The sequence below is a fragment of the Citrobacter sp. Cf118 genome, from assembly GCF_030334095.1.
Lineage (GTDB): Bacteria > Pseudomonadota > Gammaproteobacteria > Enterobacterales > Enterobacteriaceae > Citrobacter > Citrobacter freundii.
Genome location: NZ_JAOWES010000056.1, coordinates 88,575 through 104,773, shown reverse-complemented (window position 1 = coordinate 104,773; position 16,199 = coordinate 88,575). Strand labels below are relative to the sequence as shown.

General features: G+C 52.2%; 15 protein-coding genes. 6 read left to right on the top strand and 9 right to left on the bottom strand.

The genetic code is table 11. From position 1 onward, the window contains the following. Window positions 1–106 precede the first annotated feature (106 nt). Window positions 107–2,917 (bottom strand): intestinal colonization autotransporter adhesin MisL, encoded by a 2,811-nt coding sequence (gene misL / locus OGX67_RS02550; protein ID WP_257651364.1) that lies wholly within the window; start codon window positions 2,915–2,917, stop codon window positions 107–109. 74 nt (window positions 2,918–2,991) lie between these two features. Next, entirely contained in the window at window positions 2,992–3,609 is a 618-nt protein-coding gene (locus tag OGX67_RS02545) for a helix-turn-helix transcriptional regulator (RefSeq protein WP_003023988.1), read from the bottom strand. 576 nt (window positions 3,610–4,185) lie between these two features. Here OGX67_RS02545 and OGX67_RS02540 point away from each other — a divergent pair. The 3 genes from OGX67_RS02540 (at window position 4,186) to OGX67_RS02530 (ending at window position 7,259) form a co-directional block, all read left to right on the top strand. Beyond that, window positions 4,186–4,956, top strand: coding sequence for a winged helix-turn-helix domain-containing protein (locus OGX67_RS02540; protein WP_164880749.1), 771 nt, complete (start codon window positions 4,186–4,188; stop codon window positions 4,954–4,956). After that, window positions 4,956–5,420, top strand: coding sequence for a hypothetical protein (locus OGX67_RS02535; protein ID WP_192464885.1), 465 nt, complete (start codon window positions 4,956–4,958; stop codon window positions 5,418–5,420). The genes OGX67_RS02540 and OGX67_RS02535 overlap by 1 nt, the downstream gene beginning before the upstream one ends. A gap of 342 nt (window positions 5,421–5,762) precedes the next feature. Continuing rightward, window positions 5,763–7,259, top strand: coding sequence for a C69 family dipeptidase (locus OGX67_RS02530; RefSeq protein WP_204583167.1), 1,497 nt, complete (start codon window positions 5,763–5,765; stop codon window positions 7,257–7,259). A 36-nt stretch (window positions 7,260–7,295) separates the two neighbouring features. On the opposite strand, the gene OGX67_RS02525 is transcribed toward OGX67_RS02530, so the two are convergent. After that, a complete protein-coding gene (locus tag OGX67_RS02525) occupies window positions 7,296–8,198 on the bottom strand; it encodes a LysR family transcriptional regulator (RefSeq protein ID WP_071696259.1) in 903 nt (300 codons plus the stop codon). A 104-nt stretch (window positions 8,199–8,302) separates the two neighbouring features. Between OGX67_RS02525 and OGX67_RS02520 the strand changes: the two genes are divergently transcribed. The 3 genes from OGX67_RS02520 (at window position 8,303) to OGX67_RS02510 (ending at window position 10,638) form a co-directional block, all read left to right on the top strand. Then, complete coding sequence (locus tag OGX67_RS02520) at window positions 8,303–9,310, top strand: zinc-binding alcohol dehydrogenase family protein (protein ID WP_032937145.1); 1,008 nt, start codon at window positions 8,303–8,305, stop codon at window positions 9,308–9,310. Window position 9,311: 1 nt separating this feature from the next. Then, entirely contained in the window at window positions 9,312–9,617 is a 306-nt protein-coding gene (locus OGX67_RS02515) for a putative quinol monooxygenase (protein ID WP_048218854.1), read from the top strand. Window positions 9,618–9,735: 118 nt separating this feature from the next. After that, on the top strand, window positions 9,736–10,638 hold the full coding sequence (locus OGX67_RS02510; RefSeq protein ID WP_003023973.1) for a carboxylate/amino acid/amine transporter: 903 nt from the start codon (window positions 9,736–9,738) through the stop codon (window positions 10,636–10,638). 28 nt (window positions 10,639–10,666) lie between these two features. Here the strand turns inward: OGX67_RS02510 and nlpA are convergent, their stop codons facing one another. The 6 genes from nlpA to OGX67_RS02480 all read right to left on the bottom strand — a co-directional run bounded on the left by nlpA (window position 10,667) and on the right by OGX67_RS02480 (window position 16,183). Then, on the bottom strand, window positions 10,667–11,485 hold the full coding sequence (gene nlpA / locus OGX67_RS02505; RefSeq protein WP_257651367.1) for a lipoprotein NlpA: 819 nt from the start codon (window positions 11,483–11,485) through the stop codon (window positions 10,667–10,669). A 123-nt stretch (window positions 11,486–11,608) separates the two neighbouring features. After that, the gene (locus tag OGX67_RS02500) at window positions 11,609–12,523 is read right to left on the bottom strand and encodes an Rpn family recombination-promoting nuclease/putative transposase (RefSeq protein ID WP_257651368.1); all 915 of its coding nucleotides are present in this window, start codon (window positions 12,521–12,523) and stop codon (window positions 11,609–11,611) included. Window positions 12,524–12,733: 210 nt separating this feature from the next. Next, window positions 12,734–13,477 carry a 2-dehydro-3-deoxy-phosphogluconate aldolase gene (dagF, locus tag OGX67_RS02495; RefSeq protein ID WP_057063287.1) on the bottom strand — a complete coding sequence of 248 codons (744 nt, stop codon included), beginning with the start codon at window positions 13,475–13,477 and terminating at the stop codon, window positions 12,734–12,736. Next, complete coding sequence (dgaE, locus tag OGX67_RS02490; RefSeq protein ID WP_257651369.1) at window positions 13,464–14,573, bottom strand: D-glucosaminate-6-phosphate ammonia lyase; 1,110 nt, start codon at window positions 14,571–14,573, stop codon at window positions 13,464–13,466. Before dgaE ends, dagF begins: the two co-directional genes overlap by 14 nt. A 3-nt stretch (window positions 14,574–14,576) precedes the next feature. Beyond that, window positions 14,577–15,437 carry a PTS system mannose/fructose/sorbose family transporter subunit IID gene (locus OGX67_RS02485; RefSeq protein WP_005121522.1) on the bottom strand — a complete coding sequence of 287 codons (861 nt, stop codon included), beginning with the start codon at window positions 15,435–15,437 and terminating at the stop codon, window positions 14,577–14,579. Further along, complete coding sequence (locus tag OGX67_RS02480) at window positions 15,434–16,183, bottom strand: PTS mannose/fructose/sorbose/N-acetylgalactosamine transporter subunit IIC (RefSeq protein ID WP_003023960.1); 750 nt, start codon at window positions 16,181–16,183, stop codon at window positions 15,434–15,436. Before OGX67_RS02480 ends, OGX67_RS02485 begins: the two co-directional genes overlap by 4 nt. Window positions 16,184–16,199 lie beyond the last annotated feature (16 nt).

Genomic DNA, 16,199 nt, shown 5'->3' with positions numbered 1-16,199 from the left:
CAGCTTATTTACTGGATGGCGCTAACGCTTATCCGATCTACCGCTTCCCCAAAAAATAAAGCCGCTGACCCATTAATCAGCGGCTTTTCTGTTACTTACAATCCCGTCAGAAATTGTATTTCACGCCCAGCATACCGCGGGTATCGCTGTAGCCTTTGTCGCCGATCTGTTGGGCCACGTTGCTCCACACGTTGAGGCGCGGAGTGATTTGCCCTTCAACACCGACTTTCAGCTCACCAATGTTCTTCGTGCCGCGCATGTCGTTGCTCACATCATCCATCTTCACGCTGGTCGTCTGCGTGTTGTGGATCCAGTTGGCTTCGACAAACGGCTGGAACTCGCGTGATTTACCGTCGTCGATGGCGTTGTGACCGTTGATAAAGGCCTTCACGCCCAGGCGGGTCATCAGGTTGCCATCGGTGTTGTCTTTCACGCGGGTACCGTTCGCTTCGCGGTGGCTGTCGGCCTGCACGTCCATCCATACCACCTGCGCTTTCGGTTGCAGCCAGTAGCTGTTGCGCTCGTTTTCACCCAGTTTGAAGCTGTAACCGGCTTCTACCGAAGCAGTGATCCCGCTGGATTTGTATTTCTCTGTCGCCTGCTCCTGGCCCATCACTTTGTTATCAAACCAGTTGTACAGCATCCAGGTGTCTACGTAAGTGCCTGTTTTGTCTGCGTCATTGGCATACCATGTGCCGTACAACCCTACGCTGTAACCGGTGACCTGACCACGTGAATGGTAGCCGGTCAGGCTGGACTGCGTGCGGTTCTGGCTGTTGGCGTAACCTGCCATTGCGCCGATGTGCCAGCGGTCTAGGCCGTCGCTACTCCACTGCGCCAGATCACCGCCCAGCTGCAACACATAGCTGTTGCTTTGGGTTTTCAACTGCCCGCTACCGTCTTTGAAGCGGGTATGCGCCCCGACGTTACGCATCCACATACTGGTGACTTTTTTCTCGCCCGTCAGCATGTCGATGTACTGCGTCTCTCCCAGACGATCGTGCAGTCGGGTCATAAACAGCGTGTTAGCGGCATAGTTGTTCGCCAGATAACTGCCTGCTTCCGGACGGTATTGCTGCTCGGTGACCGGAGGTGCGACAGGTATTTCCGGCTCAGGGATTATCGGATCGACCGGGTCTGGATCGACAGGACCTGGGTCAATAGGGTCAACCGGATCCGGGTCAACGGGGTCTGGGTCGATGGGATCTACCGGGTCCGGTTCTTCCGGATCCGGCGGAGCAGGAATAAAGCTGGTCAGATACCAGTTGCTGCCCTTTTGCACCACGTTATAGTCGTACGCACCGGCAACAATACGACCTGCTTTCTCAAAAGTACCGTCAGAATTACCGGCTACTTCGATGATCTCAATACCTTCAACGGTCTGCGCCCCGGTTCCGCCAATGTTGTTCACCGCCACAAACGCATTACCCGCGGTGTTGCCGAGCACTTTCAGCTTGTCGGTTTCGGAGGTGTCGTCATTCAGGACGGTATTGAAAACCAGTTTGCCGCCGTTGCCGGTGAAATCTTCATTAATGGTAAGCGTCTGCCACGGTTCGCCGTCAGTATGCCCAAAATTCACCACTGACCCGCCGTTCAGCGTCAGGTCGGTGAGCGTTGAGCTGTTGGTCATGTTCCAGGTCGCATCGCTCATTTGCAGCGAGATAACCCCCGTTCCGGCCGTGACGCTGGTGATGTATGACGCCCCACTCCACAGCGAGTTGTCGGTCATGTTGAGCGTAATGGTACTGTTTTGCTGTGGCAGGCTGCTGGTTGCAGCAGTCGCGCCAGCGGCATGAAGATCGCCATCGATGAGGAAGCGCCCGCCAGCAGAGCCATCTACGGAGCCGCCCGTTTCGGTACTGATGGCATAACTTTCATTGCTGTGATTGCCCGCCATGGTAATGGCGGCACCGCCAGCCAGGTTTATTGCCCCGCGTGAAGTCGCATATAGGCCGCGTGGGGCCTTGCTGTATGACGCCGCTTTCGCCGAATTGTTTACGTTGATCGTCGCGTTTTCGCCGAGATTCACGGTCGCATTGGTGGAATAAACCGCATGTGCGCTGACGCCGTTGACCGTAATCGTGGCATTGTTGCCCAGTTCCGTTTTGGAAGATGAGGCGGCATAGATCCCTGTCGAGGAAGCGCCCGATGTCTCGATAGTGGCGTCATCACCAAGGCGGATCGAGGAACCACTCTGCCCGGTGCGAAGACCTTCTGAACTGTCACCGATCGTCACAATGTGTGCCCGGTCGCCGACGACAATCGTATTTTTAGCCTGAGTGGCGTCTTTCATTGCGTTTGCAGTGATACCACGCCCCTGATAACCGGTGGTTTGAATATACAGATCGTCGCCGACATATATGTTGGCTGAACCTTTCCAACCCTGGCTATAGGAGTTGTAACCGGCGTTAATACCGTCACCATCCTGACCGTCCACATAAATGCTGGTGCGATCTCCGGTGATGATAAAGACCGGGTTATCCGGCGTATTAGCCCCGTGCGTGCGAATACCGTCAACATCTTTACCATTGTTGGCAGCATTCTTCGACTGTGTGCGGATCGTCAGGTCATCACCAAAAATAACACCCGGGCTACCCGTCGCACTGTTCTGAATAACGGTAATGGTGTGTTCGAAGGCTTCTGCCCCTGGCCCATTGAGCGTTAATCCATGACCATAAACGGGAATGGTGCCGGCACTCCACTGATAAACATAATTCGGCGTAGCGCTGGTTTTAGCGAAACTGGCATTCGCCTGTGCAGGAAATAAAGCCTGCAACTCCGGGGGCAGACTACTAACCAGACCGCTGGAAGGAAGACTATCAACATCAATCCAGGCTGCATGGGCCGAAAATACCATAGAAGTTAATGCGGCTGAAACCGCGATGGCAATACGAGAGTAAGATTTGGGATTTGGCATATTAGCCTCCTGCTATTAGGCGTAGAGCGTCCACCACATCGCAAGGATGTGAAATAACAAAAATCAGAAATGCGTTATAAAATATTCGATAGTATTTTATGAATACTATGGCCCAACTTATCTTCAAGCCGGAGCTTATAGACATATATTTTCTTAATATCAATATTATCTATTTGGGTAATTTGCTGAATACTTTTCCCTGAGACAAATCGCTTCAGTAATATCATTTCTGTATAGTTGAGTGTGCGCCCACGTTTACTGTTAGCGAGATGACCGGTAAATAATCGTCTCATTTTCTGATGCTGTACGTCATCATCATCATCAGAATATATAATCCCTTGTATTTTATTGCTTTTCGACAGCCAGTAGTTGGCTAACGGCGCCAGGTTCCGGTCCGCTATCAAAACAATATGCATGCCGCTATAAGCCAGACGATCAACCCATTGCGGGTCGGCAAACAGGCGCAGGTTCGGGAAAGAGAAGTCCACAAAAATAAACCCGCGCGACAAATGATTTTGATTATTAAGCAGAAGTTTTTCAATAATTCCTTTTTGCAGAAAGCCATTTCCCTCAGGCCAGATAGCAAAAGCGGCACGGTGACAGTAACTGGCGCGAACCGCAGCATCCGGAAATAATTGACAGGATAATTCACAGCTTATGCAACGAACACTCTGTGATGGTGATCTCTTCATCAAAATGACTCCTGTTATTTTTCCATAAATATTTCATTGGTAAATAAATGTGTCAATCCGACACGTACGACATTCCTTGTCAGTTAATAACAGTGGCGCTAATAAAATGTAATAAACTCCTGATGTGCTAATAAGTATGGACTGTGATTAATACGATTGCGCTAAGCTTTTTTGTGCCTTATCTCAGAATAACAGCCTGGGCATTAGGAATTTTATGCATAAATTAAAACCATAGGATAAATCCCAAAAAAGCACTATTTGCTAAAAAAACAAACGATGTAAACGATACTCATTAATTACACAATACTGATAACTCAATCACCCTTGAAGTGCTGTGGATAAATATAATGATAATTCAGATAAACCTGTAATGAATTCTCATTATTTAACATTAGTTAATTTTACCTAAGAACTTACTCAGCTAACACTTTGTATGTAAAGAACATTTAACTCTTAAATGAAATTCTTATCTGCGATCACGTACAAAGAGTGAGGCATATTATCGATTTGGATGTAAAATTTAAGGTAAGTGTTGGCACATGCGGTGATACGTTTTGGTTACTGAGGGCTGGGCAATTGTACCTTATCAATCAGTTGGTCGAATTTAATCCTGATAACAAAAGCCTGGTCAATCGACAGACAGGGAGAGCAATACAACTTCAGCTCCCAGCCTCGCTCTGTTTTCTCTATTTAATTACTCACGCAAGTGACATTGTTTCTCAGAACACGTTGATTAAAGTGGGCTGGGGTGAGAGAAATAATGTGACCACCACCAACACATTTTACCAGGCTATTCTGACGCTACGTAATGCTCTGGCGGATGTGGGTCTGCCGAGAGATACGGTGAAAACAATTTCCCGGCGCGGGCTTGCATTAAATGAAAATACGCAGATTGAGGCGATAACACATCCTCAAAGTGAAGTTTACCAGCCACCGGTTATAGAGGATTACGCGCCCCCAAAGATAATTGCTCCCGCGCCTCAACAAACGACGCGGGGACCCTGGTGGTACATTATATTTAGTACGGGCATCGTTATTGCCACCCTGCTTATCTGGCTGGTGTGGTATCAGACGCGTCCTGTTATGCCGTTTAGTAAATTCGTGTCTGTTTCTATGCAAGTTCCCTCTCGGCAAAACTGTAAAATTTATTACTCACCGAATGAGCACGACCAGGAGAATTATTTCAATCTGATGCAACTGCATCCCTATCTCTGCGAAAACAACAAGCACGTCTTCCTTTCCGGCTACCGCAAAGCGGAGAGGATCGTGGCGTTTGTCTGTGATAAAGATGCGCGGATAGATGCTAACGCGTTTTGTACTACCCACTATTACTGGATGCGCGGGTAATGAAAAAAATACATCATCTTATTTTGCTGGTAATCGGTCTGGCGACGTTGCTCGGTTCAGGCGGGTGGCTATGGTATTCACGCTTTGCCGAAAAGCCGCTGAGTTGCATCGGCAACATGGAATGGAATATTGGCAGCAATCGCTTTGCCGGTACGTTAGCATTTCGGATGTACGATAATGCAGGTTTGGCCACCATTACCGGAAAACTGTACGGACGTAATACCTCAGACATCAGCAGGAACATTTATTTCAACTACACCAGACAGCACGAAGCCCGGGTGCTACAGGCGATGCAGGTGGTCAAAACCTTCGCAGACAGCGCCGATGAAACGGATATTAACAACACCTTACCCGGTTTTTACCGCCAAAGCGGACAAACCCTGAGTCTGGTCATGGAAGAGTATAAGGGCGCATGGATCTTTGCCAGCTCCAATGTACCCTCGCTGTATTGCCGCAAGAGGTAACGTCATATCCGGAAACAAAAATCGCGCCCCCTCAATGGAATTCATATTTGCCATCATCGACTTACGCGACATGGGTCACTGAATCCTCTAATAACCCATTGCTATTCTTCATCCCGAATCAGGAAACATCCTGAATATCACGATATCTATTGCGTAATAATTAAGCGAAATGGGCGTTTTATTTTGCCCAGAAGACTTCAATCTACGGATGGATATTCGGAGAAGGCGTGGGCAGGGGCGTTTATCTCTCTCGCGAGCAATGTCTGAGGGTTCAGACGTTATCGCATTTCAGGAAACGGTATGTTTCCGGTGTATTTTTGGCGTACATATGAGGGATACGTAATGTTTACTTTTAAAAAGTGCCTGATTGCACTTTCTATAAATTTGGCCGTTGTTTCATCAGGTTTTGCTTGTACGACCCTGCTGGTCGGTAACGAAGCATCAGCGGACGGCTCGATGCTGGTTGCCCGTAGCGCTGACAGCGATGCCCTGAAAGCGCAACATTTTGTCATTCACCCGGCAAAACAGAATCAGACCGGGGTATACAGCACCAAAGCACATAACGGTGCGAATGACTTTACCTGGCCGCTCCCCAAAAACTCTCTTCGCTATACCACGGTTCCAAACTGGAAAACCCAGTTGCACGGCGCGACCGGATTTAACGAACTGGGCGTTGGCGTGAGCGGCACAGAATCTATTTTTGCCTCACCAAAAGCGCTGGCCGCCGACCCTTACGTTGAGGATAAAGGGATCACCGAAGACGATATTCCGGATATTCTGCTGTCGCAGAGTAAAACCGCGCGTGAAGCCGTGGCGCTGCTGGGCCATATCGTTGAGACCGTCGGCGCAGGCGAAGGCTTTGGCGTTGCCGTCGTCGACGATAACGATATCTGGTATCTGGAAACCGGCAGCGGTCATCAGTGGATGGCGCAGCGTCTGCCAAATAACCAGTATTTTGCCACCGGTAACCAGGGCCGCTTACAGGATTACGATCCGAAAAACCCGGACATGATGGCGTCAAAAAACCTGATTCAATTTGCGACCGAAAAGGGTCTGTACGAACCGGCAAAAGACGGTAAATTCAACTTCTCCAAAGCCTATACCCGTGATGACGAACGTGACCGCACGTATAACGACCCTCGCGTTTGGACCATCCAGAAAGAGTTCAATCCTTCCGTAAACCAGGATATGGCCAAAGGACGTGAATTCCCGGTCTTCATGACGCCAGAGAAGAAAATGACGCTGGACGATGTGAAGGCCGTACTGCGTAACCATTATGAAGGCACCAGCCATGACCCCTACACCAACGGTCTGAACGGCAAAGAGCCATGGCGTCCGGTCAGCGTCTTCCGCACCTATGAAGCGCATGTTATGCAGGTCCGTCCGTGGTTGCCAAAAGAGATCGGTGAAACGACCTATATTGGTCTGGGCATGGCCGATCTCACCGCCTTTGTTCCGTACTACAGCGGCCTGAAAGCGTATCCGGCTAACTATACGATGGGTACCGATAAAGCGGACGATCAGTCTATCTACTGGAAATATCGTAAATTACAAACGCTGACGATGACCGATTATCCGAAGCTCGCGCCAATCGTCAAAAAAGCCTACAAAGCGTGGGAAGACAAAGTGGCCAAGGAGCAAAAAGAGGTTGAAGCAGAGTATCTGAAGATGGCGAAAACTGATAAACCAGCCGCCGATAAGATGCTGAATGACTTCAACCTGCGCATCATGGCCGACGCCGAGAAGCTGACGGAAGATCTGACTAATCAGCTATTTACCATCCGCACCAAAGATATTCAGTCTGATATCTTCTTTGCAAACGCTGCGAAAAAAGACTGAGTCACCGCACGATAATCATCTGGCGCAAAGCGTAAATTAGCTCTGCGCCAGCATTTCACACCGCGCCTTCACTGCGTCGTGCAGCAGACGGACCGCCGTTGAAAGCTGCTTCCGATGCGGGCAAATCATATTCAGCGGGACTTTCTCCCCCTGATAATCCGGCATCAGCAGTTGTAATCGACCGTCACGCACATCTTCGCTGACATCCAGCCACGACTTGTACGCCACACCTTCCCCGGCAATTGCCAGCCGTCGGATCACTTCCGCATCGTCGCTCATAATGGTGCCGTTAACCTGCACACTACTGACCTCGCCGTTGCGCGTAAACGTCCAGCGATCGTGCAGGCGGCCGCGTAATACGAAGGTCATGGCGTTGAGCTGTGTTAAATCATCCGGGGTTTGCGGCGCGCCGTTTTGTGTAACCCATTCCGGTGATGCCACCAGCACACGTCGGTTACTCGGTGCAACGGGCAGCGCAATGTAAGACGCGTCTTCGGTATTGCCATAGCGAAACGCAACATCGACGGGGTCTTTAAAGACATCCGTCACCTGATCGGAGAAAAAAATCCGCAGGCGCAGCGCAGGATAGCGGCGTCGAAACGACTGAAAGACCGGCAGCAGCAGGTTACGGCCAAGATCGGAAGGCACGGCGATTTGCAGCGTGCCAGAAACTTCATCTTCTGGGGTCTGAATTTTTTGCAGCCCGGCATGCATCACGTCCAGCATCTGGCGGGCATAGGGTAGCCAGACCTCGCCCTCCGGCGTCAGGCGTAGGCTGCGCGTGGAGCGGGCGAACAAGCGGATAGCCAACGTAGACTCCAGGCGTTTGATAGCTGAACTGACCTGAGCAGGCTGAACGCCGACTTCTCGCGCGGCATCGCTAAAACTATTCAGCGCCGCGGCGCGGACAAACAACGTGAGATCTTCAAGCCGGAACATTTTCACTCCCCGAGTATAAGTCCTGTCGCCGTAGGGCTATTTTTCCCGTTCTGCTACCGGTTTACCATCGAATTATTCAACTGATTCCTGTGACCGGAGAGACCATGAAAGCCATCGCTATTACCCGCGCCGCGACCGACGGCAATAACATTGAATTTTTACAAGAGATTGACCTGCCCATGCCAGTCGCTACCGGGCACGATCTGCTGGTTGAAGTGAAAGCCATTTCCGTCAATCCCGTTGATACCAAGGTTCGCGAAGGTTTTAACGCCGATGTGCCGCGCGTTCTGGGCTGGGACGCCGTTGGCGTGGTGAAGTCCGTGGGTGAAGCCGTCACCCTGTTCACACCTGGCGATGAAGTCTGGTACGCCGGAGCGCTGGGCCGCGCTGGCAGTAACAGTGAATTTCAGCTGGTTGATGAACGTATTACCGCGCTGAAGCCAAAAACACTGGATAATGCTTCTGCTGCGGCGCTGCCGCTGACCGCCATCACCGCCTGGGAAATGCTGTTCGACCGTCTGGGCGTTGAGGAGAATAGCAATGAAGATGATGTGTTATTGATCGTTGGCGCGGCTGGCGGCGTCGGTTCTATTCTGACGCAACTGGCCAGTAAGCTGACCAAAATGACCGTCATCGGTACGGCATCACGTCCGCAGAGCCAGAAATGGGTTCGTGAAGCGGGCGCTCATCATGTGATTGACCACAGCAAGCCTTTGACGGAAGAGCTGGCACGGATAGGCATTAAAGAGGTGACGCACGTTGCCAGCCTGAACAATACCGAGCAGCACTATTCGCAAATTATTGCCGCCCTGGCACCGCAGGGCAAACTGGCGTTGATTGACGATCCGCACACTCTCGATGCGCGTCCGCTGAAGGCCAAAAGCATTTCGCTGCACTGGGAGTTTATGTTTACCCGTTCGATGTTTACCACCCACGACATCATTGCGCAGCATCAGTTACTGACCCGCGTGGCACAGCTGATCGACAGCAACACCCTCCGCACCACGCTGGGCGAACATTTTGGCGCGATCACCGCGGCAAATCTGCAAAAAGCCCACGCGCAAATTGAAACCGGTCGTTCGGTCGGCAAGATTGTGCTGGAGGGGTTTTAACATGTCCGATTCAGAAGTGATTTCAATTATTGCGATACTGAAAGCCAAACCAGGGAAAATCGATGCACTGAAACAGGCACTGCAGGCTCTGTTACTGCCTACTCGCCGGGAGCCGGGCAATATTGAATATGCCCTGTTCCAGTTACGCGACACGCCGGATGTGTTTTACGTGCGCGAATCCTGGCGCGGACAGGCCGGTCTGGACGAACATATCGCTCTGCCACATTTCCAGGCGTTCATTCTACAAATGAACGATCTGCTAGCCGAACCGCTACGGCTGGATTATCTGACGCCGATTGCGCCATAAAATAACTACCGAAGCCCCCTGCCGCGTGGGGGGCTACACCAGTCATGTCTCACTCGCTTCGCTATCTCTGCTATGATGCCTGCACACAAATAAAACAAAACAACATGCCGAGGGAAAGATGAGTTCCACCAGAAGAGGGATGATGAACGTCCTGATTGCCGCCGTATTGTGGGGAAGTTCAGGCGTTTGCGCGCAGTACATCATGGAGCAAAGTCAGATGTCGTCGCAGTTTCTGACCATGACACGTCTGATTTTCGCCGGGCTGATTCTGCTGATGCTCTCTTTCGTTCACGGCGACAAAGTGTTCTCCATTATCAAAAACCGCAAAGACGCCATCAGCCTGCTGATTTTTTCCGTAGTTGGAGCGCTCACCGTACAGCTCACCTTTCTGCTGACCATTGAAAAATCCAACGCCGCCACCGCGACGGTGCTGCAATTTTTGTCACCGACCATTATCGTGGCGTGGTTTTCCGTGGTGCGCAAAGCTCGACCGGGGATTTTAGTGCTGACTGCAATCTTCACCTCGCTCATCGGTACCTTCTTACTGGTCACCCACGGTAACCCGACGTCGCTGTCTATCTCACCTGCCGCGCTGTTCTGGGGAATTGCCTCGGCGTTTGCCGCCGCGTTCTACACCACCTACCCCTCAACGCTTATCGCGCGCTACGGCACGCTGCCGGTCGTCGGCTGGAGTATGTTAATCGGCGGCATGATCCTGCTGCCGTTTTATGCCGGACAGGGCACTAATTTCGTGGTGAATGGCAGTTTGATTCTGGCGTTTTTCTATCTGGTGGTCATCGGCACGTCGCTGACGTTTAGCCTGTACCTGAAAGGCGCGCAGATGATTGGCGGACCGAAAGCGAGCATTTTAAGCTGCGCAGAACCGTTGAGCAGCGCGTTGCTATCACTACTGTTGTTAGGTATTACGTTTACCCTGCCAGACTGGCTGGGCACGCTTTTAATCCTCTCATCGGTAGTACTGATCTCAATGGACTCACGTCGCCGCGCCAGAGCGGTTTAACCCCAACCGGCGCGACAACGGGTCACGATTACCAACCCGGAACCGCGCCGCCGTTAAAGATAGTTTCTGCCGCCTTTGCCACTTCCGGTGACTGATAAGATTGCAGGAATTCTTTCACATTCTCGGCATCTTTGTTGTCTTCTCGCGCCACCAGGATGTTCACGTACGGTGAGTTTTTGTCTTCGATAAATACGCTGTCATGTACCGGGGAAAGACCGGTTTGCTGGATGTAGGTGGTACTGATAATCGCTACATCCACTTTCTGATCGTCCAATACGCGCGGCAACTGCGCGCCTTCCAGTTCCATAATTTTCAGATGCCGCGGATTTTCAGTGATATCCAACGCTGTTGGCAGCAGGCCGGTATCCGCTTTCAGCGTAATTAACTTCTCTTTTTGCAGCAGCAACAGCGCCCGCCCGAGGTTGGTTGGATCGTTAGGTATCGCTATCGTCGCACCGTCTTGCAGTTGATCGACTGTTTTAATCTTTTTCGAATAACCGGCCATCGGGAACACAAAGGTATTGCCCACCGCAACCAGCTTATAGTCGTGTGCTTTATTATCTTGTTCGAGGAACGGACGATGCTGGAAGACGTTGGCATCCAGCTCACCATGATTGGTGGCATCGTTGGGCAGCAGAGAACCGCTAAAACCCACCAGCTCCACCTCAAGGCCATATTTTTCTTTCGCGACTTTCTTCGCGACCTCCGCCACATCCTGCTCGGCACCGTTAATCACACCCACTTTAATATGCTTTGCATCACTGCTCTGCTGATCGCATCCTGCCAGCAATAATCCCGCCAGTAATACCGCCGCCCCAGCCCCGAAATAAGGTATTTTCAGTTTCACGTTTTATCCTTTTGCAATAACCGCCTGATGAGTAATGAAATGACTATAGCGGCAAGGCCGCTGCGGTTTAAAAAACGAAAAAGCATCAGCAAGAAGAAAAAAGCATAATGGGAAAAAGTAAAATTAGTCGGAATCTGTTGTTAATTCATCAATGGAGAGCCCGGTAATAATCAGCACCAGTTCACGATCGAGCCCCTTCTCAAGCATGGCATGGGCTATCCGCAACGCTTCGTCTTGTTTGCCTTCGCGTTTGCCTTCTAGCAACCCCGTTCTTCGCCCCGACTCACGTAAACATTCTGCAATCGTCATTAATCTCTCCTTGTGTTGGGGAACGCGTAAAGCCACCTCGCGAATAAACGCCTCGAAACGCGGGGCGCTGCCAGACTGCATCAGATAATTAAATAGCGTTTCTACCTGGCTGTCATTAGCGTATCCCTTAACCAGCAGAGCAACCAGGTTATCCACCAGCACCATCAAATCGCGCTCGCGTATATGCTTCTGGACAAGCTCCAGTAGCGCCATCCGCCGATGCTGCATAACCTCATCATCAGACACCACCGTGATGTCTACCAGCGGGAAGACCGCACCATAAAGCTGCCGCGCAGTTTCTGGATCGTCAAATTCATCCAGCCAACACAGCGAGTACGGATACGGGCTATCGACGCCATGATAAAAAAGTATCGGCACCACCAGCGGCAGCGTTTTGTGTCCTGCATCAAGGTGTTTCTGCATCGCAGCAATGGCATAACGCATCATCCGGAATGCCATATGAGCATCCGGTGAACTCTGGTGTTCAATCAACGCGTAGATATAGCCTTTACCGGTTCTCGTTTTTAGCGACCACAGAATATCGGAATAACTGGCACGCAGGTCTTCCTCAATAAAACTCCCGGATTCCAGCTTCAGTGTATTCAGATCGCAAAGTTCACGTAATGGTGCGGGGAGATAGGTATCAAGAAAATCCCGTGCCGTTTCTGGATGGCTTAAGAATTTTTTAAATACGGCATCATGCGGCGTAGAGGTTGTTGGTTTTTGCATGGCGATCCGTCACCAGAAGAACAAGATGACGGGACATTACTCGCCAGTGGCACAGACCACATCAGGGAAATTACCCCTTTGCGAGGCGCTTTCGAGGATAAATAGATGCTGCTGCAATGCATTCATTTTCCATGAATGATGTTCGCAAAAATACCCGGTAGGCGTGAGCACCTCCGGGCATTCTCTTTTCGCTCTCCAACGATGGCAACATCACACCAGGGCTTTGACTATCTCCATCAACCTGATGATATCTGCAGGCCGGGTATTACCGGTCTGTGGGTCGATAATCGAGCTGTAAACATGTGGCATGACGCGCGGTACTCCTGCTTCCAGACAGGATTGCAGGATAATGCCGAAGTTATCGAGATCGATACCGCCGGTCGGCTCAATCAACGTCATGCCGTTGCGTGCCGCTGTCGTCGCCAGTGCGTACAACTCAGGCAGGGACTGCTCACCGCCCATTGGGAAGAACTTCGCCGCATGCGCGCCAGAGTCCAGCATCATACGTACCGCTGCATCACAGGAAACGTGGGCTGGCGTGCCCTGGCTGCTGCTGACGCCAGTGGAGATCAACACTTCCCCCGGCGTGCCCGTAGGACTGACTAACGCGTTGATATGGGTCTGTTCACCGCCCGTTGCCGCCAGCGCGCCTGCCGCAAAACCACAACCGGTAAAGGTCTGGTTGACGTGTGCCGGATGGACCTGTGAGGCAATCATTGCCGCTTTGTAATACTGCGCCGGGTCGCCCGCCCCCAGCCCCACGGAAATCGACGGCACGTCGACCATCCAGCGTTTTACTTCCTTAACCCCTTCCTCAACCGAGGAGAACTGCGCCGAAAGAATGCCGATCACCGCGTGACCTTCGGCAGCATCATAGATTTCCCGGGCGTTGGCGATATCCTTCGCCAGCACGTTAATAGCCACTTTATTGCGATAAAAATTAATGTGCTGCATGGTCTGCAATCTCCTTTAGTCGGGCCACGATCAGTGCCATTTCCCCTTCTGCGACCGTACGCGGGTCAAGACTAAAGACGCCCTGATGAAGGTTGTAACGGCGAGCGTAAATCGCGATATCACCCTCTCGCAGCTGCGCTTCTACGGCGTAAGCATCCATCCCCAGCTCTTGTGCATTAACCCGAATACGAATCCGCCAGATGGCGCGCCCGGCTTCGTCCTGCTCAATATCCGCATCCAGTCCGCGAATCGCTGAAATCGCCTGCGCCACGGGGCGAAGCTCTTCGGCGGTGACCACGGTTTGCCCCTGATGATAGTTTTCCAGGGCATACACCAGCCCAACCATATTCTCTTTGCCGATCTTCATCGCCCGGGCAATTCCGTGGTGCTGCGCTTTACACGCGGCAATCCACTGTTTCTTCCCGGTGATAAACCCGGAGGTCGGCGCGTTAAAGGCTTTTGCTCCGCTGTAGACCACCATATCCGCCCCGCTCGCCACCCAGGCGTGTAAGTCTTCCTCGGCGGCGGCATCGACAATCAGCGGCAGGTTATGAACCTGCGCAACCTGTACGAAGTCTGCAATGCTCAACATGCCTTTCTGCACGCAGTGGTGCGATTTCACGTACAGCAGCGCGGCGGTGTTATCGGTAATCGCGCTCTCCAGCTGCCAGCGGGCCGCCAGATTACTTGAGCCAACCTCCACCATGCGTCCGCCGCCTAAGCGGATCGCGCTGGTGATGGGCGCACCGTAGTCAACGTTATGCCCGCGCAGCATGACCACTTCATTGGCCATACCCGCGCTGTCCGGCATCAGCGTGACACTAGCCTGGTCACCGCGGGTAATGGCGGCGGCAACGGCAATCGCAATACCCGCCGAGGCGCACGAAGTAACATAGCTGTCCTCCGCGCCGGTGTAGCGGGAAACCAATTCACCGGTACGGTCCACCAGCCGGTCAATTTCAACAAAGGCCGAAGCTGCCCGCGCGGTGGCTTGCATCACCTCCGGCGCGACGCTGGAAACGCCCAGAATCGTCATCTTGCCGCAGGCGTTAATGACCTGTTTTAGCCCCAATTGTTGGTAGATATTCTGTGTCATGGCTTACAGCACTCCCAGCAGTGAGCAGACCACGCTGAGTGCGACAATCGACAGCAAAATCGTGGTGTAACGCGGCCCTTTCTTCACCAGATAGAAATAAATGGCGAACACCGCCGCCAGCGGCAACAGACCGGGGGCAATAGAGTCGAGGATTTGCTGAACCACCACTTCAGAGCCTTTCAGGGCGCTGAGTTTTAACGGCGTGGTGATCTTGACGTAGCTCGCAGAAAGCGCGCCCATCATGATCAGGCCCAGCACGTTCGCGCCGTAGATCAGTTCCTTAATTCGCCCTCCCTGCAGCAGACCGATAATCGAGTCACGTCCCAGCGTATAGCCTTTGTGCACCATACCGTAGCTGATTGCCAACGTAATGGCCGGGTAGAGGATTAACGGTACAATTCCGCCCATCGCGCTGCCATTGGCGGCGAACGGGATAAAAATGGCAATTAACAGCGGCATCACGGCTGCCCAGATGATGGAGTCCCCCATCCCGGCCAGCGGTCCCATTAGCCCGGTTTTAATCCCGGTAATTGAGGCATCGCTGATCGGCTCGCCGCGGGTTTTCTGTTCCTCCATCGCAATGGAGATCCCCTGAATCACCGCCCCGAACGTCTGCTCTGAGTTGAAGAAGTTCAGATGGCGTTTCAGCGCTTCTACCTGTTCCTCTTTTTGCGGGTAGAGCTTTTTGATGATCGGCGTCATCGAGGCGCAGAAAATCAGGCTCTGCAAACGCTCATAGGAGCTGGAAACTTCCGCGCCCAGCCAGTAAATAAACCAGGCTTTGGTGATGTCTGCTTTGGTCAGCGTGCCGCTTTCACGCGCACGCTCCACCAGTTCATGTTGCATTACGTCGCTGCTCATCATGCTGCTCCTTCATTTTTCGCCAGACCTTTAATCAGGAAAGCCACGCAGGTACCAAAGATTGCCATCGCCATGATGTCCACCTTCAGGTACAGCACTGCGAAGAATCCGCCGATAAACCACGGCAGCAGGCTCTTTTTACCGATCACCATAATGGTGATGGCGAAGCCCAGCGCTGGCAGAATGCCGCCCATAATTTCAAAGGAGTGCGTCAGCCAGTGCGGCATCAGCTTGAGGAAGCTTTCCACCACGTCCTGACCAAAATAGTTGGCGGCGAAAACCACCGGGAAACGCAGTACAAGGCCAAGCAACGCCGGGTAGAGGAATGCACAGCGCATGATGCCCGCCATGTTGGCCGTTTCCGCATGTTTGTCGGCCATATGCACCCATGCCGCGTTTAACGTGCGGCGCAGCTGGTCGAGGAACACGCCGATGACGCCAAACGGGATCGCCAGCGCGATAGCCAGGTTCGGGTCCATTCCGGCCTTCACAGCGATAGGAATTGAAATACAGGCGGCCAGCGCCGGATCCGACGGGACGTTACCGCCTGGCGTAGAGGTCACGCCGAGATAAACCAGCTGCATACCGGCACCGATGATCATCGCCGTTTCCATGTTGCCTAACAGCAGGCCAACGAATACGGCAATCACGACCGGTTGCAGCAGCATAGCGGAGAAGGTGTAGCCAAGGCGTAAACGGGCAAACCAGTAATACAACCCCATCAGGCTTGCAAAGACTAAAGTATCCATAGTTAAGTACCCTGTT